Raw genomic sequence first — 22,918 nt, 5'->3', positions numbered from 1 at the left:
GGTATAATAGTCAAATGGTTCAATTATTATTCACTCTAAGCAGTCACATGCTCTTTATTTATGTGAGTTTTTACCTTTTAAAGGATCTTGTTAGATGGGAAAAGGTTTTAAAAGTGACAACTGAGAATACAGGAAAAGTTCGTTTACTAGTAGCCTTTTTCAGCATTGTAATGGGCTATATCATAAGTTCTTTCTTTATCAGCCTATATCAGTTGTGGCAAGAAGCGCTTAGAGGACTATTATAAAATCAAGAGTAAAGGAAATAAGTATGGAAAAAATTGTGGTTCAAGGTGGCGATAATCGTCTGGTAGGAAGTGTTACGATCGAAGGAGCAAAGAATGCTGTTTTGCCCTTGTTGGCAGCGACTATTCTAGCAAGTGAAGGAAAAACCGTCTTGCAGAATGTTCCTATCTTGTCAGATGTTTTCACGATGAATCAGGTGGTTCGTGGTTTAAATGCCAAGGTGGATTTTAATGAAGAAGATCATCTTGTTGAGGTGGACGCGACTGGCGATATCACTGAGGAAGCTCCTTATAAGTATGTCAGCAAGATGCGTGCATCTATCGTTGTCTTGGGACCAATTCTTGCCCGTGTAGGTCATGCCAAGGTATCCATGCCAGGTGGTTGTACGATTGGTAGCCGTCCTATTGATCTTCATTTGAAAGGTCTAGAAGCTATGGGGGCTAAGATTAGTCAGACAGCTGGTTATATCGAAGCCAAGGCTGATCGCTTACATGGAGCTCATATCTACATGGACTTCCCAAGTGTTGGTGCTACGCAGAACTTGATGATGGCAGCGACTCTGGCTGATGGCGTGACAGTGATTGAAAATGCTGCGCGTGAGCCTGAGATTGTGGACCTAGCTATTCTCCTCAATGAAATGGGAGCTAAGGTTAAGGGTGCTGGTACAGAGACCATTACCATTACCGGTGTTGAGAAACTTCACGGTACGACTCACAATGTAGTCCAAGACCGTATCGAAGCAGGAACCTTTATGGTGGCTGCTGCCATGACTGGTGGTGATGTCTTGATTAAAGACGCTGTTTGGGAGCACAACCGTCCCTTGATTGCCAAATTGCTTGAAATGGGAGTAGAAGTGACGGAGGAGACTGAAGGAATTCGAGTTCGTTCTCAACTAGAAAATCTAAAAGCTGTCCATGTGAAAACCTTGCCCCACCCAGGATTTCCCACAGATATGCAGGCCCAATTTACAGCCTTGATGACCGTCGCAAAAGGGGAATCAACTATGATAGAGACAGTTTTTGAAAATCGTTTCCAACACTTAGAAGAAATGCGTCGCATGGGCTTGCACTCTGAGATTATCCGTGATACAGCTCGTATTGTTGGTGGACAGCCTTTGCAGGGAGCAGAAGTTCTTTCAACTGACCTTCGTGCCAGTGCTGCCTTGATTTTGACAGGTTTGGTAGCAGAAGGAGAAACTGTAGTTGGCAAATTGGTTCACTTGGATAGAGGTTACTACCGTTTTCATGAGAAGTTGGCACAGCTAGGTGCTAAGATTCAGCGGATTGAGGCAAGTGATGAAGATGAATAAGAGATCAAGCTACGTAATCAAGCGTTTACTTTTAGTCATTTTGGTACTGTTTTTAGGTGCTCTAGCCTTAGGTATCGGCTTAATGGTAGGTTATGGAATCTTGGGCAAGGGTCAAGATCCATGGGCTATCCTGTCTCCAGCAAAATGGCAGGAATTGATTCATAAATTTACAGGAAATTAGGCTGGAGAACCAGTCTTTTTCTAGAGATAAGGAGAAAAATGGATAAAAAAACAAGACAGACACTGATCGGACTGCTAGTGTTATTGCTTTTATCTGCGGGAAGCTATTATATCAAGCAGATGCAGTCGACAGCTAATAGTCCTAAAACAAAGGTTAGTCAGAAAAAACAAGCGTCTGAAGCTCCTAGTCAAGCATTGGCAGAGAGTGTCTTAACAGACGCAGTCAAGAGTCAAATAAAAGGGGGCTTGGAGTGGAATGGCTCAGGTGCTTTTATCGTCAATGGTAATAAAACAAATCTAGATGCCAAGGTTTCAAGTAAACCCTACGCTGATAATAAAACAAAGACAGTGGGCAAGGAGACGGTACCAACCGTAGCTAATGCGCTCTTGTCTAAGGCTACTCGTCAGTACAAGAATCGTGAAGAAACTGGGAATGGTTCGACTTCTTGGACTCCTCCAGGCTGGCATCAGGTTAAGAATCTAAAGGGTACTTATACCCATGCGGTCGATAGAGGTCACTTGTTAGGCTATGCATTAATCGGTGGCTTGGATGGTTTTGATGCCTCGACAAGCAATCCTAAAAACATTGCTGTTCAAACAGCCTGGGCAAATCAGGCACAGGCTGAGGATTCGACTGGTCAAAACTACTATGAAAGCATGGTGCGTAAAGCCTTGGACCAAAACAGGCGTGTCCGTTACCGTGTAACCCTTTATTACGCTTCAAACGAGGATTTAGTTCCTTCAGCTTCACAGATTGAAGCCAAGTCTTCAGACGGAGAATTAGAATTTAATGTTCTAGTTCCCAATGTTCAAAAAGGGCTTCAACTGGATTACCGAACTGGAGAAGTAACGGTTACTCAGTAAAAGATAACATAACTCCTATGTCACTTGTAGATATAGGAGTTCTTTTTTACTAGTTTCAGCAGTGCTACAATAGACACTGATACTCAATGAAAATCAAAGTGCAAACTAGGAAGCCAGCCGCAGGTTGCTCAAAGCACAGCTTTGAGGTTGCAGATAAAGCTGACGTGGTTTGAAGAGACCTTCGAAGAGTATGAGAAAAAATAATATGTACTGGATTATATTTTGTGATATAATAAAGGATAAGATACTATTTTAGGAGAAGAACTATGGAAGACCCAAGTAGTCAGAATTTGTTGCTACAATTTGTTTTATTGTTTATTTTGACAATATTAAATGCCTTTTTCTCAGCCACAGAAATGGCCATGGTTTCACTTAACCGTGCGCGTGTTGAACAAAAGGCAGAAGAAGGAGATAGACGCTATATCCGTCTGTTGAAGGTACTAGAAAATCCTAACCACTTTTTATCAACCATTCAAGTAGGGATTACCCTGATTACGATCTTATCAGGGGCGAGTTTGGCAGACGCTCTGGGACGAGAAATTGCATCCTGGCTTGGAAATGGCGAAACAGCTTATGCCGCTGCAAGTTTTCTATCTTTAGCATTTTTGACTTATATTTCCATCGTTTTTGGGGAATTGTATCCTAAGAGAATCGCTCTTAATCTAAAGGATGCCTTGGCGATTCGTACAGCGCCAGTTATCATTGGGCTTGGGAAACTAGTTAGTCCCTTTGTTTGGCTCTTGTCTGCATCTACCAATCTCTTGAGTCGCTTGACTCCTATGACCTTTGACGACGCTGATGAAAAAATGACCCGTGATGAAATTGAGTACATGTTGACCAATAGTGAAGAAACACTAGATGCTGACGAAATTGAGATGTTACAAGGGATTTTTTCACTGGACGAATTAATGGCCAGAGAAGTCATGGTTCCTCGAACGGATGCCTTTATGGTGGATATTCAGGATGATAGTCAAACCATCATCCAAAGTATTTTAAAACAAAATTATTCTCGTATCCCTGTCTATGATGGGGATAAGGATAATGTGATTGGGATTATTCACACCAAGAGTCTCCTTAAGGCGGGCTTTGTGGACGGTTTTGACAATATTGTTTGGAAGAGAATCTTACAAGATCCACTTTTTGTTCCTGAAACTATTTTTGTGGATGATTTGTTAAAAGAACTGCGCAATACCCAAAGACAAATGGCAATCTTGCTGGATGAATACGGTGGGATGGCTGGTTTGGTGACCCTAGAAGACCTCTTAGAGGAAATCGTTGGGGAAATCGATGACGAAACAGATAAAGCGGCAATAGATGTTCATCAAATCGGTGAGGATACTTACATTGTTCAAGGTACCATGAATCTCAATGATTTTAATGACTACTTTGATGTTGAACTGGAAAGTGATGATGTTGATACCATCGCTGGTTACTATTTGACAGGAGTGGGGACCATTCCAACGACTGAGAAACTCAGTTATGAATTAGTCAGCCAAAACAAACAGCTTATCCTAATCAATGATAAGGTGAAAAATGGACGTGTTACCAAGGTAAAAGTCCAAATTACCGAAGTTGAAATAGAAGAAGAAACAGAGTAAACTAGAGGCTTTTGTCACCAGGCGTGACGAAGCTTTTTTCAGTTGATTTCAAAAGGGGGAATTGTGTCCTCGAAAAACGTAGTCTCAAAAGTTTTTTAAAATCATGCTTATTTATCAGAAGAAAAAGAAAAAAGCCCCTTAAATTGGGCTTTCTGTTCATTTGAAACCTGATAAATCAAGTTATAGAAGGCGGTAGACGGATTTGAACCGACGATCAAGCTTTTGCAGAGCCGTGCCTTACCACTTGGCTATACCGCCATAACTCTTACTATTATACCTTGAAAATTTGTCTACGTCAATAGTTTCTTAATCAAAAAAATGGTTTACAAAAATGAGTTTTATGTCTATAAATAAAAATGTAAGGAAAGTATGAATTTAAAGGTTTTTAGGGAGCTATTTCTAGAGTAACTTTTTCATGAAATGAAATGAAAAAGTGAAAAAACTTGACAAATAAAATTTTTTTGGTAGAAATGCGCCTAAATATTCTGAAAATTCGTTTACTTTTTAGAAGATATATGTTATAATTTCCAATATGCTAAAATTTTTCAATAGGAGTTACAAACATGAAAAAAAGTAGAGTATTTGTTGCAGCAGGAGTTGCTTTACTAGCAACAGGTGTGTTAGTTGCTTGTGGAAATTCGAAATCATCTGATTCGACAGCTCCAAAAGCCTATGGCTATGTTTATTCAGCTGATCCAGAAACATTGGACTATCTTATCTCTGGAAAACAGAGTACGAAAGTGGCTACTTCAAACGGAATCGATGGCCTCTTTACAAATGACAAATACGGGAACTTGACTCCTGCGGTTGCAGAAGACTGGTCTGTATCAAAAGATGGATTGACTTATACCTACAAAATTCGTAAAGGTGTAAAATGGATGACATCTGATGGTGAAGAATATGCTGAAGTGACTGCTAAAGATTTCGTGAATGGATTGAAACATGCGGCAGATAAAAAATCAGAAGCGCTTTACCTAGCTGAAACTTCTGTTAAAGGTTTATCTGACTATTTGACAGGTAATTCAAAAGATTTCTCTACAGTAGGTATTAAAGCGGTCGATGATTATACTCTTGAGTATACTTTGAACCAACCAGAACCATACTGGAATTCTAAGATGGCTTACTCAATTTTCTGGCCGTTAAACGAAGAATTTGAAAAATCAAAAGGTTCTGATTTTGCTAAAGCAACAGATCCTACATCCTTACTTTACAACGGACCTTTCTTGCTTAAAGGTTTGACTGCTAAATCTTCTATCGAATTTGCTAAGAATGAGCAGTACTGGGATAAAGAGAATGTTCATTTAGATACAGTCACACTTGCATACTTTGATGGTTCAGACCAAGAATCGCTTGAACGTAACTTTACAAGTGGAGCTTATAGTTATGCTCGTCTTTACCCAACAAGTTCAAACTTCTCGAAGGTAGAAGAGTCATACAAAGATAATATTTTCTACACTCCGTCAGGAGCTGGTGTTGGAGGTTTAGGTGTAAATATCGATCGTCAAAATTACAAATATACCTCTAAAACAACAGATGATGAGAAAACATCTACTAAGAAAGCTCTTCTTAACAAAGACTTCCGCCAAGCCTTGAACTTTGCCTTTGATCGTACAGCTTATTCTGCTCAAGTTAACGGTAAAGAAGGTGCTCCTCTAGCAGTTCGTAATCTATTTGTGAAACCAGACTTTGTTTCTGCAGGTGAAAAAACTTTCGGTGACTTGGTTGCTGAAAAAGTTACGACTTATGGAGATGAGTGGAAAAATGTAAACTTTGCTGATGGTCAAGACGGTCTCTTTAACGCTGACAAAGCTAAAGCAGAATTTGCTAAAGCTAAAACTGCTCTGGAAGCAGAAGGAGTGAAATTCCCTATCCATTTGGATGTTCCAGTAGACCAAGCGTCTAAAAACTATATCGCACGTATTCAGTCGTTCAAACAATCAGTTGAAAAAGTTTTAGGTGAAGAAAATGTTGTCATCGATATTCAACAAATTTCTAAAGATGAATTCTTTAATGTAACTTATTATGCAGCTAATGCGGCGGCTGAGGATTGGGACCTTTCAGGTGCTGTTGGATGGAATCCTGACTATGAAGATCCATCAACTTATCTTGATATCCTTAAATCAACTAATAGTGAGCAAACGAAAACTTATATGGGGTATGATGACCCATCAAATGCAGCTGCAGCAAAAGTTGGTATGAAAGATTACGATAAATTGCTCGATGAAGCTGGAAAAGAAACAAGTGATCTTAACAAGCGTTATGAAAAATATGCAGCTGCTCAAGCTTGGTTGACAGACAGCTCACTCTTCTTGCCAGCGATGTCTTCTAGTGGTGCTGCACCATTTATTTCTCGTGTTGTACCATTCTCAGCTTCTTATAGCCAATCTGGAGATAAAGGTTCAGATGTCTACTTCAAATATATTCAGTTACAAGATAAGGTTGTAACAAAGGCTGATTATGAACAAGCTCGTGAGAAATGGCTCAAAGAGAAAAAAGAATCAAACGAAAAAGTTCAAAAAGAATTGACTAAACACGTTAAATAAATAACTCTCAAGAGAACTTTCTCTCCATGAGGAGAAGGTTCTTTTGGGATTTAAAAAGGAAACGATATGAAGAAATATATTTTTATGCGTGTCTTGCGTTCATTGTTGTCTATTTTCTTGGTGACAACTTTAACCTACACGATTATCTATACGATGGTACCTCGTAAATTGATTTTTAAACAGGACACTAACTATAATAAGATTGCAACCACTCCAGATAAACGGGATAATTATGAAAATACTGTTTATGAGCGTATGGGCTATATCGAGTACTACGATACCAAGGAGCTGCAAGAAAAAGCTAGTAAATTAGATTCATCGGTAACAGTTGATGCTAATGATAGCAATAAAGCGATTTATGAGAAATACATTAACCAATTAGGTAATGGCTGGACACTAGGTGTATTCTCAGAGAGTGGTCAGTTCTATGCTACGCGTGAAATTCCGATTTTTGAACGTGTTTTCAAATTCTATGCTAACTTGCTTGATATTGATCATACAAACAAGATTCAAGACCCTGAAAATCCAAACTTAGAACGCTATCTTCGCTTTGAAAATGACCCTGCTATCGGCTGGTCGTTGGTTGGTTCAGGTACAAAACATAAGTATCTGTTGTATTTTAACAACCAATTCCCATTTGTACACCAAAACTTTGTGAATGTTAATTTAGGTGATTCTTACCCAACTTATGCAAACACTCCCGTACTTCAAGTCATTACACAAGGTCAGGGACAAACAAAGACTGGACAAGTTCAATTCCCTACTGGTAAGAAGACTTCATCTGTAGATATTTACTCACGTACTTATAAATCACCTAGTCAGGCAGACGCTCGTGAGGTAGCCAACTATGGTAAAAATGATCCATATACAGCTACAGAGAGCAACTATCAGTATCCATCAATGATTGCAAGCTCTGCTGTTGCTGGATTAATTGGTTTGATTATTTCGTATGCTATTGCAATCCCTCTTGGGTCTGCTATGGCTCGACACAAGAATACTTGGATTGACAGCTTCTCGACAGGTGCTTTGACCTTCTTGCTTGCTCTTCCAACGATTGCCTTGGTTTATATCGTTCGTTTGATTGGCTCATCTATTGGTCTTCCAGATTCGTTCCCTATCTTGGGTGCTGGAGATTGGCGTTCTTATGTCTTGCCAGCAGTTATTCTAGGGTTGCTAGGAGCACCAAGTACAGCTATCTGGATTCGTCGTTACATGATTGATTTGCAATCTCAAGACTTCGTTCGTTTTGCTCGTGCCAAAGGTTTGTCTGAAAAAGAAATTTCAAACAAACATATCTTTAAAAACGCAATGGTTCCTTTGGTTTCAGGTATTCCTGGTGCCGTTATCGGGGTTATCGGTGGTGCAACCCTTACTGAAACAGTCTTCGCCTTCCCAGGTATGGGTAAAATGTTGATTGACTCTGTTAAGGCGTCAAATAACTCGATGGTAGTTGGTCTTGTCTTCATCTTCACATGTATTTCTATCTTCTCACTCTTTGTAGGGGATATCTGGATGACAATGCTTGACCCACGTATTAAATTGACAGAGAAAGGAGGCAAATAATGTCAACAATCGATAAAGAAAAATTTCAGTTTGTAAAACGTGACGATTTTGCCTCTGAAACGATTGATGCACCAGCTTATTCATACTGGGGATCTGTCTTCAGACAGTTTTTGAAGAAAAAATCGACAGTTGCTATGCTAGGTATTTTGGTCGCTATTATTTTAATGAGCTTTATTTACCCAATGTTCTCAGATTTTGATTTCAACGATGTAAGTAAGGTAAATGACTTCAGTGCTCGCTTTATCAAGCCTAACGCTGAACATTGGTTTGGTACAGATAGTAATGGTAAATCCTTGTTTGATGGGGTTTGGTTTGGTGCGCGTAACTCTATCCTCATCTCTGTAATTGCTACTTTTATTAACCTTATAATTGGTGTTATTGTTGGTGGAATTTGGGGAATTTCAAAATCCGTTGACCGTATCATGATGGAAGTTTATAACATTATTTCAAACATTCCATCTCTCTTGATTGTTATTGTCTTGACGTACTCAATTGGTGCTGGTTTCTGGAATTTGATTTTTGCCATGAGTGTGACAACTTGGATTGGGATTGCTTATATGATTCGTATCCAAATCATGCGTTATCGTGATTTAGAATACAACCTCGCTTCTCAAACTCTTGGAACACCTACCTTTAAAATCATCGTCAAAAATATTATGCCACAATTGGTATCTGTTATTGTATCTACTATGACATTGATGTTGCCAAGCTTTATCTCTTATGAAGCCTTCCTTTCCTTCTTTGGATTAGGACTACCTGTGACAGTTCCAAGTTTGGGACGTTTGATTTCAGACTATTCACAAAACGTTACGACCAACGCTTACCTATTCTGGATTCCATTAACAACATTGATTTTGGTATCCTTATCTCTCTTTGTTGTTGGTCAAAACTTAGCGGATGCTAGTGATCCACGTACACATAGATAGGAGTAAATATGACAAAAGAAAATAATGTAATATTGACTGCTCGCGATATTGTCGTGGAATTTGACGTTCGTGACAAAGTGTTAACGGCTATCCGAGGAGTGTCTCTGGATTTGATTGAAGGGGAAGTTCTTGCCTTGGTAGGTGAGTCTGGTTCTGGTAAATCTGTATTAACAAAAACTTTTACAGGAATGTTAGAAGATAATGGGCGGATTGCTCAAGGAAGTATCGACTATCGTGGACAAGACTTGACTGCTCTGGCTTCTAACAAGGAGTGGGAGAAGATTCGTGGTGCTAAAATTGCGACCATCTTCCAAGATCCTATGACAAGTTTGGATCCAATCAATACAATCGGTAGCCAAATTACAGAAGTTATCGTTAAACACCAAGGAAAAACAGCCAAGGAAGCTAAAGAAATGGCAATCGACTATATGAAAAAAGTCGGAATTCCAGAAGCTGAGAAACGTTTTGAAGAATATCCTTTCCAATATTCTGGTGGGATGCGTCAACGTATTGTTATTGCGATAGCTCTTGCTTGTCGTCCAGATATCTTAATCTGTGATGAACCTACAACTGCCCTTGACGTAACTATTCAAGCACAAATTATTGATTTGCTTAAAACCTTGCAAAATGAGTACCACTTTACCATTATCTTTATCACACATGACCTTGGTGTGGTAGCAAGTATTGCAGATAAAGTAGCGGTTATGTACGCTGGGGAAATTGTAGAATATGGAACTGTTGAGGAAGTCTTCTACGACCCACGCCATCCATATACCTGGAGTCTCTTATCTAGCTTACCTCAGCTTGCTGATGATAAAGGTGAATTATACTCTATCCCAGGAACACCGCCATCTCTTTATACTGAGTTGAAAGGTGATGCTTTTGCCCTTCGTTCAGATTATGCTATGCAAATTGACTTTGAACAAAAAGCACCTAAGTTTTCTGTTAGTGATACTCACTGGGCTAAGACTTGGTTGCTTCATGAAAATGCTCCTAAAGTTGAAAAACCAGGAGTTATAGCAGATTTGCATGACAAGATTCGTGATAAAATGGGCTTTGCTCATCTAGAAGACTAGGAGGAAGGAAATGTCTGAAAAATTAGTAGAAATTAAAGATTTAGAAATTTCCTTCGGTGAAGGAAGTAAGAAGTTTGTTGCAGTTAAAAATGCAAACTTCTTTATCAACAAGGGAGAGACATTCTCTCTTGTAGGTGAATCCGGTAGTGGAAAAACAACCATTGGTCGTGCTATTATTGGTTTGAACAATACAAGCAAAGGTGAAATTATCTTTGATGGTCAGAAGATTAATGGGAAAAAATCACATAAGGAATCATCAGAGCTGATTCGTCGTATTCAGATGATTTTCCAAGACCCTGCAGCCAGCTTGAATGAGCGTGCGACAGTTGATTACATTATCTCGGAAGGTCTTTATAACTACCATTTGTTTAAAGATGAAGAAGATAGACAAGAAAAAGTTCAAAAGATGATTCATGAAGTTGGGCTTTTAAAAGAACACTTGACCCGTTACCCACATGAGTTTTCTGGTGGTCAACGTCAGCGTATCGGGATTGCCCGTGCCCTTGTTATGGAGCCTGATTTCGTTATTGCAGATGAGCCAATTTCAGCCTTGGACGTTTCTGTGCGTGCCCAAGTTTTGAACTTGCTTAAGAAATTCCAAAAAGAGTTAGGCTTGACTTATCTTTTCATTGCTCATGATTTGTCGGTTGTTCGCTTTATTTCAGATCGTATAGCAGTTATTTATAAAGGTGTTATTGTTGAAGTTGCAGAGACAGAAGAGTTGTTTAACAATCCAATTCATCCATATACTCAATCCCTCTTATCTGCTGTTCCTATCCCAGATCCAATCTTGGAACGCAAGAAGGTCTTGAAAGTATATGATCCAGATCAACATGATTATGAGACAGATAAGCCATCTATGGTAGAAATTCGTCCAGGTCATTATGTTTGGGCTAATCAAGCGGAATTGACGCGTTACCAACAAGGGTTAAACTAATAATGGTTTTATAATTTCCATGTCAACTTTTATGGAAATTATAAACCTTTTTTTGTTGGATTGATTTGAAAAAAACTTTGAAAGAGTTTTCGAAAGAAATAGAATTCTTAGAAAATCATTGAACTATAGTGAGATGAAATAAAATCTTAACAACTCGATTAGGAAAGTCAAATTAATTTCTAGAAAAGTTTTAGAAGTCGTGGCGTATTACTCTAGCTTCAATCTACTATAATCTAATACTCTTCGAAAATCTCTTCAAACCACGTCAGCGTCGCCTTACCGTACTCAAGTACAGCCTGCGGCTAGTTTCCTAGTTTGCTTTTTGATTTTCATTGAGTATAATATCTACAATGTAAAAAACTCTAGCTATCAGTTCATTGATAGTTAGAGTTTTTTCTATTCATATGATTTAAGGAGTTTAAATAAGGCTTCTATTTCTGATGACGGTGTAGCTGATTTAAGGTAAGCGTAATAAACTGTAAAAGTTATCTTATCCTTCGGTATAAGAGGAATCTTTATTAAATCATCATCTTCATCAGAAAGTGCGATATCAGCCAGTAAACTAAGGCCAATCCCTTTCTTTAAAAGTTCTTTAAGAATGACAATGTCATCAGTCTTAAAGAATATTTCTGCCTTGTTTTGATGCTTCTGATTAAGCGTTTCAAAAGCTTTCAGGTGAACAAAGTGTTCGTCTAAGAGTATAAAGGATTGATCTACTAATTCTTCAAAAGCGAGGGAAGGAACAGTGGCAAAAGGATGGTTCTTAGATAAAACGACATACAGTTCTTTATGAAATAGCTCGTGTGTCTCTATTGAAGGATAATTGAGAGGTTCAATTAAACCGAGTAGGCTTGCATTAAGGTCTCCCTTAAGGAGAAGGTTTAATAACTCTACGGAGCCACCGCGGATAGGGCGTATCTTTTTTAAAAAATCGAATTTATCTTTTTCGTTTAAGGCAGCAAAGAGATACTGAATGATAATAGGAGGGAATCCTACAGTAGAGTATTGTGCCAAGGAGCGATTAATTTCTTTGCGAGTAGAAATGACCTCAGGTAAAATCAGTTCTGTATGCTTTAGAAGGATTTGTCCTTGAGGAGTTAGCTTGAAGGAACGATGAGAGGGGTCATGGTGAATCAATTTGCAGTTAAAGGATTTCTCTAAGCGCTTGATAGCATAAGAAATAGATGGTTGGCTGACTTTATGTTGTTTTGCTACTTCCGTATAGGATTGAAGCTGGCAGAGGTCATAAAAATATTGTAGATCTTTTAAATTCATATGGGTTCACTTTCATTAGTTGGAGAAGGAAAATAAGTGGAAAACAGCAGATAAATAATTTTTATCCGTATCCTACAATTTGACTATATGAGTATTCACCAGTTAAAATGTAAGTGAGTCAGGGATCTCAAAGATTATCTAAGATACTCTCAAAAATGACCAACATTTTTTCTCGTTTATCAATAGGGAGCTGTTTAATCTTCATGTTGATTCTTTTGAGTGAAAGATTGTCACTCTTATCAGAGGTTGATTCAAGGCTATCAAAATTGAAAAATTCCTCTGGGGTCATTTCTAGGGCGTCAATCACTTTTTCAAGACTGTGAATGGTCAGATTCACATTTTGGTTTTCAAGTTGATTGATATACTTAAGCCCGAGTCCTGCTTGTTCCGAAAGTTCTTCCTGGCTCATTTTATTATGTGTTCGAAAATATTTCACTTTTTGGGAAATATATTGTTGTAAATAGTTTTTAGTTGTCATATAAATAGAATACAAGTTTTATATGACAAAAAAACACCTTAAAAAATACGAAGTATTACATAAAATACCTATATGATATTTATTTTAATTAGGATTGTAAATTTGTATGATTGGTTTATTTTACTCGAGACTTTTAGTAAAGAGAGATCATCGAGAGTTTGATGAGTTCAGAAATTTATAACATATGCGTATACAATTGTATTATTTAAACAACAACGTTTTACGAACAATCCGTTTCATGTGGTATAATATAAGTAAAAAGGAGGTTGCACTATGACTGCACATGATATTTTAAACAATCCTTTCTTCAATAAAGGTACTGCCTTTACCTTAGAGGAGCGAAAGGAACTAGGCCTTATTGGTTTACTGCCACCGTATGTTCAAACGATTGAAGAACAAGCGGCGCAAACTTATGCACAAATGCAAACAAAAGCCAATGATTTGGAAAAACGTCTTTTCCTAATGGAAATTTTTAATACCAACAGGACTCTTTTCTATTACCTCTTTTCTCAACATTTGGAAGAATTCAATCCAATTGTATATGATCCAACCATTGCAGATACGATTGAAGGCTATAGTGATCTTTTTGTAGATCCCCAATATGCGGGATATCTTGATATTAATCATCCTGAAAATATTGAAGCTACTTTGAAAAACGCTGCCGGGGGTCGCGAGATTCGTCTCATTGTTGTAACAGATGCAGAAGGAATCCTTGGAATTGGCGACTGGGGAACAAATGGTGTCGATATTTCTGTTGGGAAATTGATGGTCTATACGGGTGCTGCTGGAATCGATCCTTCGATGGTCCTTCCTTTAGTCATTGATGCAGGGACTAACCGCGAAGAACTTCGTAACAATCCTAATTACTTAGGAAATCGTCACGAACGGGTCCGCGGAGATCGTTACTACGACTTCATTGACCAATTTGTTCAAACAGCAGAACGTCTCTTTCCTAAACTCTACCTTCACTGGGAAGACTTCGGCCGCTTGAATGCAGCCAATATTCTTGAAAAATACCGGAAACAAATTCCGACCTTTAATGATGATATTCAAGGTACAGGAATCGTTACCTTGGGTGGTATCTTTGGTTCGCTGGATATTAGTGGTGAAAAATTAACAGATCAAGTTTATCTTTGCTATGGTGGTGGTACTGCGGGTGCAGGAATTGCCTCTCGTATTCTTCGTGAAATGGTAAGTGAAGGTCTTTCTGAAGAAGAAGCCTATAAACGGTTCTTTATGGTTGATAAACAAGGTCTTCTCTTTGATGACATGGATGACTTGACACCAGAGCAAAAACCATTTGCTAAGAAACGTGCTGACTTTAGTAACGCAGATAAGTTGACTGACCTGCTTGAAGTAGTGAAGACTGTGAAGCCAACCATTCTTGTAGGAACTTCAACTCAGCCTAATACCTTCACTAAAGAAATAGTAGAAGCTATGTGTGAAAACACAGAACATCCAATGATCTTCCCTTTGTCAAATCCAACTAAATTGGCAGAAGCTAGTGCCAAAGATTTGATTGAATGGTCAGATGGCAAAGCTTTTGTCGCAACAGGAATTCCTGCAGATACGGTTTCTTACAAAGGTGTAGACTATGTGATTGGTCAAGCAAATAATGCCCTGATTTACCCAGGTCTTGGTCTAGGTATGCTGGCTTCTGAAGCAAGTCTTTTGACTGATGAAATGATTGGAGCAGCGGCGCATTCATTGAGTGGTATTGTCGATCCAGGCCAACCAGGAGCTCCTGTCTTGCCACCATTCAAGTATGTAGCAGATGTTTCTATTAAAGTAGCAGAAGCAGTCGCTAAAAAAGCACAAGAGCAAGGTCTTGCACGCGCTAAGGAAACAGATATGGCCAAAGCAGTTCGTGATTTGAAGTGGTATCCAGAGTATAAATAATTCATTTCTGTTGCCTATCCTCGGGATACTTAGCTTATTTTGGATATGTTAGCAATCTACAGAGTTGATAACCGAAAAGTAAAGAGATTGTCGTATTGACTAATGGTTTTAAACAGTATAAAATAACTGTCGGTTTTTTGTCCGACTGCCAAGAGTCAGTTTAATACTACACTAAAATCAAAATGCATTATATAATAGTGATATGAAATCAACCAAAGAAGAAATACAAGCCATCAAAACACTTTTAAAAAACTCTAGTACAACTGAATACCATAAAAGTCTTCAAATCGTTCTATTTTGTCTAATGGGCAAATCTTTGAAGTCATCCTAAAAGAATTGATTGAAAGAATTATGAAAGAATTATGAAAGAATTATGAAAGAATTTTCGAAAAATTTTAAAAAATTCTGAAATATTCTTGACAGGTGATGAAAAAGGTGGTAAGATAGGAAACATCAAAAAAGAAAGCAGAAAAAGAAATGAATAAGAAACAAGCTGTAACGATGAATCAAAACTTTTACTTTAGCTACTTTAGATAGTGTTTGTAGACATATTACCATGGATGCAAACAGTTCAAGCAATTTGTTTGTATCTATGTGGCTAAGATTTTTGATTGTGGTCCATATAGATGAATATCTAAATGGACTAGCTAAGTTGTAACTTGTTACTTGTTAGATTATTTCAAGTATCCGTTTAGATATTATCTAGGCGGTTTTTTGTTTTATCTTTTCTGAGAAGGAGTTTCATTATGAAAGTTGTTCGAAAATTACTAGCCCCCCTCTTGGTAGTGGGGATTCTCTTGATCTCTCTGATCAGTTTGCATCAGTTGAAGGCAGATAAGAAAAAAGATGTTTTTCGTATCGGTATTTCGCAATTTATTACCCACCAGTCCCTAGACGCTACTAGAGAAGGTTTTGTGGATGAGCTGGCTAAGCAAGGCTATGTTGAAGGGAAAAATATCGAGATTGATTTGCAAAATGCACAGGGAGAGCAACGAAATCTTAAAACAATTTCCCAGCAACTAGCAGAATCTAGTGATGTCGTTCTAGCTATCGCAACGCCTTCTGCTCAGAGCTTGGCCAATACAACACAAACGACACCTGTTATCTTTTCAGCGGTAACAGATCCTGTCAGTGCCAAGTTGGTTGAGTCAAGAGAACACCCTGGGGGCAATGTGACTGGGACAAGTGACCAGTCATCAGATGCCATTTCAACCCAAATCAATTTGATAAAGAAAGTGTTGCCAAAAGCTAAAACGATTGGAATCCTCTATACTCAGAGCGAGCCAAATTCAGTTGTCCAAAAGGATGAAGCTAAGCGCCTTCTGGAAGAAAAAGGCTTTACCGTTGTTGAAAAAACAATCTTGGACAGTAACAATGTCAAGGCGGCAGCAGAAAGCTTGATGGCAGAGGTGGATATGATTTTTGTACCAACGGATAATATCATTTCATCAACCATGGAAACAGTCAAGCAGGTTTCTATTAAACACAAGGTTCCAGTATTTGGTGGTTCAACAGAAATGATTGCTGTTGGTGGTTTGTATAACTACGGAACCAATTATGAAGAATTGGGAAGACAGACAGCTCGCATGCTGATTCGTGTTTTAAAAGGTGAAAAGCCAGAAAATATAGCAGTTGAGTTGCCTGAAAAACTGGAATTGCATACCAATCAAGAAATGGCAGATGCATTGGGAATTGATATTAGTAAGTTAGAAGGCAAGGAATAAGGAGGTTTAAGATGAATTTTGTGTTATCTAGTTTATCAGAAGGTTTGTTGTGGTCGATTATGGCGATTGGGGTCTACTTGACTTTCCGTATTTTGGATATTGCGGATATGACTGCTGAAGGAGCCTTTCCACTGGGGGCGGCTGTCGTCGCATCTCAGATACAGGCAGGGACAAATCCTTGGATTGCGACTGTACTTGCTTTGCTGGCAGGTATGGTAGCAGGTCTGGTATCAGGAATGCTCCACACCAAGATGAAAATTCCAGCTCTCTTGACAGGTATTGTGACCTTGACAGGGCTTTATTCAATCAATATTAAAATCATGGGAAGTGTGCCCAATCTTTCCTTGGGAGATTCTTCAACTGTCTTTAAACAGTTGGCTAGCTTGGGACTGACAAATGAAGAAGCTGTTTTCTCATTCAGTTTGGCCTGTCTCTTACTTGTTTGTTTGGTCTTGACTCTTTTGATGAAAACAGAGATTGGCTTGGTCTTGCGTTCGACTGGGGACAATATTCCGATGAGTGAGGCCAATGGGGTCAATGTAGACACCATGAAGATTGTTGGTTACATGATTTCAAACGGCTTGATTGCCCTATGTGGTTCCTTGTTTGCCCAAAATGATGGATTTTCAGATGTGACTTCTGGGACAGGAACCATCGTTGTTGGTTTGAGTGCAGTCATTATTGCGGAAGTCTTGATACACGACTTGACCATTGGAGGTCGCTTGTTATCCATCGGAATCGGTGCTATTGTATACCGTTTGATTATTTTAAATATCTATGAAATTCCAAATCTAGATCAAAATCTAGTTCGTCTCTTTAATGCAATCTTGTTAGCCTTAGTTTTATTTGCACCAGAATTGCAAAAAAGATTAAAGATTCGTGGTCTGAAATTGAGAAATGAATAGGAGGAGAAAGTTATGGCAAGTTTGTTAACACTTGAAAATATTCACAAAACATTTGAAGCAGGGACGGTCAATGAGAACCATGTCCTCAAAGGATTAGATTTAGAGGTTGAAGAGGGAGATTTTATCTCTGTAATCGGTGGAAATGGAGCAGGGAAATCCACTTTGATGAATATCTTGGCTGGCAATCTATCGGTGGATGAAGGGGACCTTTTATTGGCAGGCAAATCCATTAAAAATCTGAGTGTCAGAAAGAGAGCCAAGGATATCGCCCGTGTTTTTCAAGATCCTAAGATGGGAACAGCTTCTCGTTTGACGATTGAGGAGAATATGGCTATTGCCTTGAGACGCGGGCAGAAGAGAGGGCTTAGTTGGGGTGTGAAGGAGAAGGATAGAATCCAGTTCCAAGAGGCCTTGAAGGAGTTGAATATTGGTCTTGAAAACCGCTTGAAAGTGGATACTCAATACCTCTCAGGAGGACAAAGACAGGCCTTGACCCTAGTCATGGCAGCTCTAGTGAAACCTAAACTTTTGCTTTTGGATGAACATACTGCGGCACTTGACCCGAAAACTAGTCAAATGGTGATGGATTTGACGCAAAAGATTGTGGAACACCATCAGTTGACGACTTTGATGATTACCCATGATATGAACCATGCGATTGAATACGGAAATCGTCTCGTTATGCTCTATCAAGGCAAGATAGTGGTGGATGTCAAAGGAGAAGAGAAAAAGAATCTAACAGTTGAAGATCTCATGCATCTCTTCCAGAAAAATAGTGGTCAAAGTCTAGTTAGTGATGAATTAGTTTTGGGATAAAGAAAAACACCACACTTTGTAAGACACAAGGTGTGGTTGTATTTTATCTCTTAGACCAAGTTCTCTTCATAAAGAGAAGTAGGATTGGGTAAATCTCTAATCGACCTGCAATCATTGCAAAGGAGAGGAGAATTTTTGAGATAGGACTAAAGATTGAGAAACTAGAAGTGGTTCCTAGAATAGGTCCTATATTATTGAAACAGCTAAAGACAGCACTGGTCACAACCAGAAAATCATTGCTATCTAGGCTGACAATAAAGATAAGCGCAAGCAAAATCATAGCATAGATGACAAAGTACTTGAGAATCTTATGCTGGGTATCCTTGTCAATCACCGTTTTATTAACATGGAGGGTCAAAACACGGTGGGGCGATAGGATTGACAAAATTTGATTTTTGGCAATTTTTGAAAGGATAAGGCCTCGAATAACCTTGAGTCCACCTGCGGTTGAACCAGCAGAACCACCGATTCCCATGAGGAAGAGAAGGATAAACTGGGAGAAGAGGGGCCAGTTGGTAATATCTCCGTAACCAAAACCAGTCGTTGTAATGATATTGGAAACCTGGAAGAAGGCCATTTCAAAGCTCTTGGAAAATCCTGGGTAGAGATAGAGGGTATTAAGGCTAATCAAGCCTGTAGAAACCAGCACGATGACCAAGTAAGCACGAAGTTCTTCGTCACCAAAGAAGGCTTTGACGCGACGGAGCATAAGGTAGTAGTAGAGATTGAAATTTACCCCAAAAACCAAAACTCCGATACTAACCAGATAGGTAATCAGTGAGCTACCATAGTGAGCAATCCCGTCGTTATAGACGGTAAATCCTCCGGTACCTGCTGTTCCCATGGCAATGACAAAACTATCAAATAGGGGCATGCCAGCTAGATAATAGATGATGACAAAGAGGGAGAAGAGAGCTAGATAAAGGAGATAGAGAATCTGGGCAGTGTTTTTTAGTTTGGATACAACCTTGCCAAAAACAGGGCCAGGAACCTCAGCCTTCATCACTTCTAGGTGGCTATTCTTGGCATTATCCATAATAGCAAGTGCAAAAACAAGCACCCCCATCCCTCCAATCAAGTGGGTAAAACTTCGCCAGAAGAGGAGGGAGCGGCTGAGAACTGAAACGTCATTCAGAATAGTTGCTCCAGTAGTTGTAAAGCCAGAACTGATTTCAAAAAAGGCATCGATAACGCTGGGAATTTGTCTAGCAAAGACAAAGGGGAGACCGCCAAAGAAGGACCAAAGGATCCAACAGAGGGCAACAATCAAGACTCCCTCCTTGGCATAAATCCGTTGATTTTTGGGCTTTTGTAAAATTCCTGAACCGCCTAGTAATACGAGAATCCCTATTGTTGAAAAGAGGGCCGTAAAGACTTGGCTCGATTCACGGTAATAGAGAGCGACAGACACAGGAACCAAAAGAAGAACAGCTTCAATCAAAAGTAATTTTGAAAGGAGGTAACGAATCATACTTTTATTCATTTCTTACCTCGCGATCAAGTCATAAATCTTGGTGATATTTGGCAACAAAGTTGTTACTAGGAGCTTGTCTCCAACTTCCAACATATCCCCCCCAGTAGGGAAAATAGTCTTGCCCTTTCGAATGATAGCTGCAATAAGAACCCCTTTTTTCAGTTTGAGTTGAGAAAGAGGTTTGGCAGTCATTTTATTAGCTTCCTTGATATGAAATTGCAGGGTTTCGATTTGGCCATTGGCTAGATGGTGCATGGCTTGAAGGTCTGAATACTGGGCATTAACACGACCACGAATAAAGTGCATAATCGTATCTACAGCGATGCTTTTAGGTGTGATGATACTTGAAAAATCAGGCGCATTGATAATCTCGAGGAGACTGGTACGATTGACCTTGGTGATATTTTTTTGTACACCTACCCTGTCAAGGAACATAGAGGTAATCAGATTTTCCTCATCGACTCCTGTTAGAGTCGCAACGGCATCATAGTTTTGAGCACTTTCTTCCAGCAGGATATCTTTTGCGGTACCATCTCCTTGAACGATATAGAGATTTGGGAATTTCTCGCTAAAGAAACTGGCGATTTCAGGATTGATTTCAATAACCTTGGTATCGATACGACTGTCTTTGAGGATACCTAGTAGATAATAGGCAATTCTACCAGCTCCAACAATAAGAAGACTCTTCACAGCACGAGACTTGAAATAATTATGGAAGAGCATCATGTCAACACGGTTACCAGTGACAAAGATTCTATCTTTATCCTGTACAGTCATGTCACCGCTTGGAATGATAATTTGATGATCCCTTTCTATCGCACAGACAATGACATTGCCAAATTTTTTCCGAAAATCAGAAATGGGCATTTGGCAAAGACCACTGGAGGATTTAACAGTGAATTCCATCAAGCTGACCCGTCCACCAAAGAAACGTTCGACAGAGAGGGCGTTGGGAAAGTCAATGATATTCGCGATAGCGCGGGCAGCCAAGAGCTCAGGGTTAACGATAAGAGAAAAGCCGAGAATATTCTTTTCCTTGAAATAAGAGTTAGAATATTCAGGGTTTCGCACCCGAACGATGGTCTCTTTAGCTCCCATTTTTTTGGCTAGAACGGCTGCAATCATGTTCACTTCATCGTATTCAGTCAGGGCGATAAAGATATCACAATCCTGGACACTGGCTTGCTCAAGGATGGTAAAATCGGCCCCGTTACCAAGGATACCCATGATATCAAAGCGATTAACAATATGATTGAGAACAGCTTCGTCTTGCTCAATCAGCAAAACATCATGCTTTTCTGCAACCAAGGAGCGACAGAGGGCAGAACCAACTTTTCCCCCTCCGACAAGGATAATTTTCATAATAAAACCTGCTTCTTCATTATGTAACTATCATACCTTTTTTCAAGAAAAAATGCACCTACTAGCTAATAAGCAGAGCTTTTAGTAGGAAATTTGCTATAAGGTAAAACTATACCCTAATCAATTGAAATAGCTATTAGCGACTTTCTCTGAAATATGGTATGATAAAGGATACACAAGGAGATAAAATGAATAATAATTTACTGGTATTACAATCAGACTTTGGTCTGGTTGATGGTGCGGTATCGGCTATGATTGGAGTGGCTTTAGAAGAATCTCCAACCTTAAAAATTCATCACTTGACGCACGATATTACGCCTTATAATATTTTTGAGGGAAGTTACCGTCTCTTTCAGACTGTGGATTACTGGCCTGAGGGAACGACATTTGTATCGGTGGTCGATCCAGGTGTCGGCTCGAAACGTAAGAGTGTGGTTGCCAAGACTGCAAAAAATCAATACATTGTCACGCCAGATAATGGGACGCTTTCTTTTATCAAGAAACACGTTGGCATTGTAGCTATTCGTGAGATTTCTGAAGTGGCCAATAGACGTCAAAATACAGAGCATTCTTATACCTTCCACGGTCGAGATGTCTATGCCTATACTGGTGCTAAATTAGCCAGTGGTCACATTAGTTTTGAGGAAGTGGGGCCAGAGCTCAGTGTGGATCAGATTGTGGAGCTTCCAGTCGTAGAGACAATCATAGAAGATCATCTGGTGAAGGGAGCTATTGATATTCTGGATGTGCGTTTCGGCTCGCTTTGGACCTCTATCACGCGAGAAGAATTTTACAAGCTGGAACCAGCATTCGGTGACCGTTTTGAAGTGACCATCTATCATGCAGATATGCTGGTCTATCAAAATCAGGTTGTTTATGGCAAATCATTTGCAGATGTGAGAATTGGGCAACCCATCCTTTACATCAACTCTCTCTATCGTTTAGGTCTGGCTATCAACCAAGGTTCCTTTGCCAAGGCTTATAATGTGGGCGTCGGTTCATCTTGGACCATTGAAATAAAGAAAATAGAATCATAAAATAGGAGAATATAGATGAAAAATCAATCAATTAAACAAGTTGTTGCTATCGGTGTTGGAGCTGCGCTCTTTGTTGTTATCGGGATGATCAGCATTCCGACACCTGTTCCAAATACAAGCATCCAGCTTCAGTATGCGGTACAGAGCCTCTGGTCTATCATTTTTGGCCCTCTAGTGGGATTACTTGTTGGTTTAATTGGTCATGCAGTGAAGGACTCTCTTGCTGGCTACGGTCTTTGGTGGACTTGGATTATTGCTAGTGGTCTCTTTGGTCTAGCCGTCGGACTCTTTAGAAAATACATTCGAGTAACACAGGGTGTTTTTGAGTTGAAGGATATTGTCTTCTTTAACCTCATTCAGATTGTTGCAAATGCTCTTGTTTGGGGTGTCTTGGCACCACTTGGAGACGTTGTGATTTATCAAGAAGCGGCAGAAAAAGTATTTGCCCAAGGGATTGTTGCGGGAATTGCTAATGCTGTAACTGTAGCTATCGCAGGTACTCTTCTCTTGCTAGCTTATTCACGTACGCAGACTCGTTCAGGAAGTTTGAAAAAGGATTAACATAAGGGAAAAGGCTGGACAACCAGTCTTTTTCGATGTTTATTGATTAGTTAGGCAAGTAAGCTATGATAGGAATCTTTTTGGCGCTAAGTTTTTCAGAGAAGAGTCTGCAAGAAGGGTTCGATTTATGATAAAATAGAAGTCTAAG

The 22,918-nt window shown here is 39.3% G+C and carries 20 protein-coding genes, 1 tRNA gene and 1 pseudogene; 17 read left to right on the top strand and 5 right to left on the bottom strand.

What is annotated here, in order from left to right:
* The first annotated feature begins 14 nt into the window (after positions 1 to 14).
* From D8845_RS08505 to D8845_RS08485, 5 genes are all read left to right on the top strand, one after another.
* The gene (locus D8845_RS08505) at positions 15 to 245 is read left to right on the top strand and encodes a DUF1146 family protein (protein WP_125453150.1); all 231 of its coding nucleotides are present in this window, start codon (positions 15 to 17) and stop codon (positions 243 to 245) included.
* A 23-nt stretch (positions 246 to 268) separates the two neighbouring features.
* On the top strand, positions 269 to 1,552 hold the full coding sequence (gene murA, locus D8845_RS08500) for a UDP-N-acetylglucosamine 1-carboxyvinyltransferase (RefSeq protein ID WP_125453149.1): 1,284 nt from the start codon (positions 269 to 271) through the stop codon (positions 1,550 to 1,552).
* Positions 1,545 to 1,733, top strand: a complete 189-nt coding sequence (locus tag D8845_RS08495) for a DNA-directed RNA polymerase subunit beta (RefSeq protein ID WP_070480259.1) — start codon at positions 1,545 to 1,547, stop codon at positions 1,731 to 1,733. The genes murA and D8845_RS08495 overlap by 8 nt, the downstream gene beginning before the upstream one ends.
* Before the next feature lie 38 nt (positions 1,734 to 1,771).
* On the top strand, positions 1,772 to 2,596 hold the full coding sequence (gene endA, locus D8845_RS08490; RefSeq protein ID WP_125453148.1) for a DNA-entry nuclease EndA: 825 nt from the start codon (positions 1,772 to 1,774) through the stop codon (positions 2,594 to 2,596).
* 266 nt (positions 2,597 to 2,862) lie between these two features.
* Entirely contained in the window at positions 2,863 to 4,194 is a 1,332-nt protein-coding gene (locus D8845_RS08485) for a hemolysin family protein (protein WP_125453147.1), read from the top strand.
* A 187-nt stretch (positions 4,195 to 4,381) separates the two neighbouring features.
* Here D8845_RS08485 and D8845_RS08475 read toward each other — a convergent pair.
* Positions 4,382 to 4,452, bottom strand: a tRNA-Cys gene (locus D8845_RS08475).
* A 305-nt stretch (positions 4,453 to 4,757) separates the two neighbouring features.
* Between D8845_RS08475 and D8845_RS08470 the strand changes: the two genes are divergently transcribed.
* The 5 genes from D8845_RS08470 (at position 4,758) to D8845_RS08450 (ending at position 11,239) form a co-directional block, all read left to right on the top strand.
* Entirely contained in the window at positions 4,758 to 6,737 is a 1,980-nt protein-coding gene (locus D8845_RS08470) for a peptide ABC transporter substrate-binding protein (protein WP_125453145.1), read from the top strand.
* Between the two features lie 66 nt (positions 6,738 to 6,803).
* Positions 6,804 to 8,300: an ABC transporter permease gene (locus tag D8845_RS08465; protein WP_124788148.1), complete on the top strand. Its 1,497-nt coding sequence runs from the start codon at positions 6,804 to 6,806 to the stop codon at positions 8,298 to 8,300.
* Complete coding sequence (oppC, locus tag D8845_RS08460; RefSeq protein WP_124788147.1) at positions 8,300 to 9,226, top strand: oligopeptide ABC transporter permease OppC; 927 nt, start codon at positions 8,300 to 8,302, stop codon at positions 9,224 to 9,226. The genes D8845_RS08465 and oppC overlap by 1 nt, the downstream gene beginning before the upstream one ends.
* An 8-nt stretch (positions 9,227 to 9,234) precedes the next feature.
* Positions 9,235 to 10,302, top strand: coding sequence for an ABC transporter ATP-binding protein (locus tag D8845_RS08455; protein ID WP_124788146.1), 1,068 nt, complete (start codon positions 9,235 to 9,237; stop codon positions 10,300 to 10,302).
* Between the two features lie 10 nt (positions 10,303 to 10,312).
* Positions 10,313 to 11,239 carry an ATP-binding cassette domain-containing protein gene (locus D8845_RS08450; protein WP_125453144.1) on the top strand — a complete coding sequence of 309 codons (927 nt, stop codon included), beginning with the start codon at positions 10,313 to 10,315 and terminating at the stop codon, positions 11,237 to 11,239.
* Positions 11,240 to 11,635: 396 nt separating this feature from the next.
* Here D8845_RS08450 and D8845_RS08445 read toward each other — a convergent pair whose 3' ends face one another.
* Positions 11,636 to 12,514 (bottom strand): LysR family transcriptional regulator, encoded by an 879-nt coding sequence (locus D8845_RS08445; RefSeq protein WP_125453143.1) that lies wholly within the window; start codon positions 12,512 to 12,514, stop codon positions 11,636 to 11,638.
* Positions 12,515 to 12,641: 127 nt separating this feature from the next.
* Positions 12,642 to 12,992 carry a helix-turn-helix domain-containing protein gene (locus tag D8845_RS08440; protein ID WP_125453142.1) on the bottom strand — a complete coding sequence of 117 codons (351 nt, stop codon included), beginning with the start codon at positions 12,990 to 12,992 and terminating at the stop codon, positions 12,642 to 12,644.
* Between the two features lie 273 nt (positions 12,993 to 13,265).
* Between D8845_RS08440 and D8845_RS08435 the strand changes: the two genes are divergently transcribed.
* The 5 genes and pseudogenes from D8845_RS08435 (at position 13,266) to D8845_RS08415 (ending at position 18,336) form a co-directional block, all read left to right on the top strand.
* A complete protein-coding gene (locus D8845_RS08435; RefSeq protein WP_125453141.1) occupies positions 13,266 to 14,891 on the top strand; it encodes a malolactic enzyme in 1,626 nt (541 codons plus the stop codon).
* Positions 14,892 to 15,093: 202 nt separating this feature from the next.
* A pseudogene (locus tag D8845_RS08430) lies at positions 15,094 to 15,213 on the top strand (IS630 family transposase); the annotation flags it as partial.
* A gap of 424 nt (positions 15,214 to 15,637) precedes the next feature.
* Complete coding sequence (locus tag D8845_RS08425; protein ID WP_125453140.1) at positions 15,638 to 16,615, top strand: ABC transporter substrate-binding protein; 978 nt, start codon at positions 15,638 to 15,640, stop codon at positions 16,613 to 16,615.
* An 11-nt stretch (positions 16,616 to 16,626) separates the two neighbouring features.
* Entirely contained in the window at positions 16,627 to 17,520 is an 894-nt protein-coding gene (locus tag D8845_RS08420; protein WP_125453139.1) for an ABC transporter permease, read from the top strand.
* Positions 17,521 to 17,532: 12 nt separating this feature from the next.
* Positions 17,533 to 18,336, top strand: coding sequence for an ABC transporter ATP-binding protein (locus tag D8845_RS08415; RefSeq protein WP_125453138.1), 804 nt, complete (start codon positions 17,533 to 17,535; stop codon positions 18,334 to 18,336).
* Between the two features lie 43 nt (positions 18,337 to 18,379).
* Here D8845_RS08415 and D8845_RS08410 read toward each other — a convergent pair whose 3' ends face one another.
* Complete coding sequence (locus D8845_RS08410; RefSeq protein ID WP_125453137.1) at positions 18,380 to 19,819, bottom strand: TrkH family potassium uptake protein; 1,440 nt, start codon at positions 19,817 to 19,819, stop codon at positions 18,380 to 18,382.
* Positions 19,820 to 19,822: 3 nt separating this feature from the next.
* Positions 19,823 to 21,172, bottom strand: a complete 1,350-nt coding sequence (gene trkA, locus D8845_RS08405; protein WP_125453136.1) for a Trk system potassium transporter TrkA — start codon at positions 21,170 to 21,172, stop codon at positions 19,823 to 19,825.
* 188 nt (positions 21,173 to 21,360) lie between these two features.
* Between trkA and D8845_RS08400 the strand changes: the two genes are divergently transcribed.
* The gene (locus D8845_RS08400) at positions 21,361 to 22,209 is read left to right on the top strand and encodes an SAM hydrolase/SAM-dependent halogenase family protein (RefSeq protein WP_001063590.1); all 849 of its coding nucleotides are present in this window, start codon (positions 21,361 to 21,363) and stop codon (positions 22,207 to 22,209) included.
* A 15-nt stretch (positions 22,210 to 22,224) separates the two neighbouring features.
* Positions 22,225 to 22,770 carry an ECF-type riboflavin transporter substrate-binding protein gene (locus D8845_RS08395; protein ID WP_125453135.1) on the top strand — a complete coding sequence of 182 codons (546 nt, stop codon included), beginning with the start codon at positions 22,225 to 22,227 and terminating at the stop codon, positions 22,768 to 22,770.
* Positions 22,771 to 22,918: the final 148 nt, after the last annotated feature.

The organism is Streptococcus mitis (assembly GCF_003942865.1).
Lineage (GTDB): Bacteria > Bacillota > Bacilli > Lactobacillales > Streptococcaceae > Streptococcus > Streptococcus mitis_BI.
The sequence above is the reverse complement of the archived record's forward strand: the minus strand, read 5'-3'. Positions and strand labels throughout refer to the sequence as shown.

What these genes read in the sequence shown, in the direction of transcription:
- D8845_RS08410 (WP_125453137.1), bottom strand. Translation starts at nt 19,819, where the DNA reads ATGAATAAAAGTATGATTCGTTACCTCCTTTCAAAATTACTTTTGATT.
- D8845_RS08495 (WP_070480259.1), top strand. Translation starts at nt 1,545, where the DNA reads ATGAATAAGAGATCAAGCTACGTAATCAAGCGTTTACTTTTAGTCATT.
- D8845_RS08445 (WP_125453143.1), bottom strand. Translation starts at nt 12,514, where the DNA reads ATGAATTTAAAAGATCTACAATATTTTTATGACCTCTGCCAGCTTCAA.
- endA (WP_125453148.1), top strand. Translation starts at nt 1,772, where the DNA reads ATGGATAAAAAAACAAGACAGACACTGATCGGACTGCTAGTGTTATTG.
- D8845_RS08415 (WP_125453138.1), top strand. Translation starts at nt 17,533, where the DNA reads ATGGCAAGTTTGTTAACACTTGAAAATATTCACAAAACATTTGAAGCA.
- oppC (WP_124788147.1), top strand. Translation starts at nt 8,300, where the DNA reads ATGTCAACAATCGATAAAGAAAAATTTCAGTTTGTAAAACGTGACGAT.
- D8845_RS08425 (WP_125453140.1), top strand. Translation starts at nt 15,638, where the DNA reads ATGAAAGTTGTTCGAAAATTACTAGCCCCCCTCTTGGTAGTGGGGATT.
- D8845_RS08465 (WP_124788148.1), top strand. Translation starts at nt 6,804, where the DNA reads ATGAAGAAATATATTTTTATGCGTGTCTTGCGTTCATTGTTGTCTATT.
- D8845_RS08470 (WP_125453145.1), top strand. Translation starts at nt 4,758, where the DNA reads ATGAAAAAAAGTAGAGTATTTGTTGCAGCAGGAGTTGCTTTACTAGCA.
- D8845_RS08485 (WP_125453147.1), top strand. Translation starts at nt 2,863, where the DNA reads ATGGAAGACCCAAGTAGTCAGAATTTGTTGCTACAATTTGTTTTATTG.
- D8845_RS08450 (WP_125453144.1), top strand. Translation starts at nt 10,313, where the DNA reads ATGTCTGAAAAATTAGTAGAAATTAAAGATTTAGAAATTTCCTTCGGT.
- D8845_RS08420 (WP_125453139.1), top strand. Translation starts at nt 16,627, where the DNA reads ATGAATTTTGTGTTATCTAGTTTATCAGAAGGTTTGTTGTGGTCGATT.
- D8845_RS08455 (WP_124788146.1), top strand. Translation starts at nt 9,235, where the DNA reads ATGACAAAAGAAAATAATGTAATATTGACTGCTCGCGATATTGTCGTG.
- D8845_RS08440 (WP_125453142.1), bottom strand. Translation starts at nt 12,992, where the DNA reads ATGACAACTAAAAACTATTTACAACAATATATTTCCCAAAAAGTGAAA.
- D8845_RS08395 (WP_125453135.1), top strand. Translation starts at nt 22,225, where the DNA reads ATGAAAAATCAATCAATTAAACAAGTTGTTGCTATCGGTGTTGGAGCT.
- D8845_RS08435 (WP_125453141.1), top strand. Translation starts at nt 13,266, where the DNA reads ATGACTGCACATGATATTTTAAACAATCCTTTCTTCAATAAAGGTACT.
- D8845_RS08505 (WP_125453150.1), top strand. Translation starts at nt 15, where the DNA reads ATGGTTCAATTATTATTCACTCTAAGCAGTCACATGCTCTTTATTTAT.
- D8845_RS08400 (WP_001063590.1), top strand. Translation starts at nt 21,361, where the DNA reads ATGAATAATAATTTACTGGTATTACAATCAGACTTTGGTCTGGTTGAT.
- trkA (WP_125453136.1), bottom strand. Translation starts at nt 21,172, where the DNA reads ATGAAAATTATCCTTGTCGGAGGGGGAAAAGTTGGTTCTGCCCTCTGT.
- murA (WP_125453149.1), top strand. Translation starts at nt 269, where the DNA reads ATGGAAAAAATTGTGGTTCAAGGTGGCGATAATCGTCTGGTAGGAAGT.